Raw genomic sequence first — 1,100 nt, 5'->3', positions numbered from 1 at the left:
TAGGGCGCGTATTCGGTCGTGATCAACGGGTCCGGGTGAGGTCCTTGATCCAGATCATCGCGCCACGGAGGTGGAGGCCTGCGAGGTAGCTGTCCGGGGTCTTGTCATACCGGGTCGCGATGCCTCGCCAGGCCTTCAGCTTGTTGATCAGGCGCTCAACGGTGTTGCGCTCCTTGTAGAGCTCGGCGTCGTGGCTGACGGGCCTGCCGCCCTTGCTGCCCTTCTTCTGCCGGTTGGCGCTCTGGTCCTTCTTCTCCGGAATGACCGCCTTGATATGGCGCTTGCGCAGGTGGGCGCGGTTGCCACGGGACGAGTAGGCCTTGTCCCCGGCGACCGCGTCCGGCCGGGTGCGGGGACGGCCGACCGGCACCCGGACCCGTACCTTCTTCAGCACGGGGATGAACTGCGGGCTGTCCGCGGCCTGGCCCTGGGTCAGTATGAACACCAGCGGGCGGCACTTCCGGTCGCCGGCGCAATGGATCTTGCTGGTCTGCCCACCCCTGGAGCGTCCGAGCAGGGCTTCCTTCAGTCGGATCTTGTGCCGACGCCGGATTCGTCGCCGTTCTTCCCGTTTCGGGTCACCTGAGGCGTCCCGCCCGTCTTGTTCCTCCGGGCCTCCCCCTTTTGTCGTGCCTTCTCCGCCTCGTCGACGGCCTTCTCCAGGGAGGCCATGGTGTCGGGGTCAAGGTGCATCCCGGCGGCGTCGTGGTGGGCTCGCACGGTGGTGGAGTCCACGCCGACCAGGGACAAGTCCACCTCACCGCGCTTCGCGGCTTCCGCGATCATCCCCTCCAGCAGGGCTTCGAAGACGCCGGCGTCCCTCCACTGCCGGAACCGATTGGAGACGGTCGACCAAGCACCGAACTCCTTCGGCATCTCCCGCCACTGCCCGCCCGTCCGGAATCGCCAGATCACGCCCTCGAACTGCTGGCGCAGCCGCTCGGGGTACGGGCCGTACTCGCCGATCGGCAAGTACGGCTCGATCAACACCCACTCTGCATCCGTCAGTTGCGCTCGCGTCACGCACCACGGTTTACCGGAACTGGACCCGCTGCGAAGGTAAATCGCGCAGATTGATCACGACCGAATACGCGCCCTAG

At 66.5% G+C, this 1,100-nt stretch carries 1 pseudogene; it reads right to left on the bottom strand.

From position 1 onward, the window contains the following. Nucleotides 1–22: 22 nt before the first annotated feature. A pseudogene (locus ACIQVZ_RS42540) lies at nt 23–1,023 on the bottom strand (IS5 family transposase). Nucleotides 1,024–1,100: the final 77 nt, after the last annotated feature.

The sequence above is a fragment of the Kitasatospora sp. NPDC098663 genome, from assembly GCF_044760075.1.
GTDB lineage: Bacteria > Actinomycetota > Actinomycetes > Streptomycetales > Streptomycetaceae > Kitasatospora.
The sequence above is the reverse complement of the archived record's forward strand: the minus strand, read 5'-3'. Positions and strand labels throughout refer to the sequence as shown.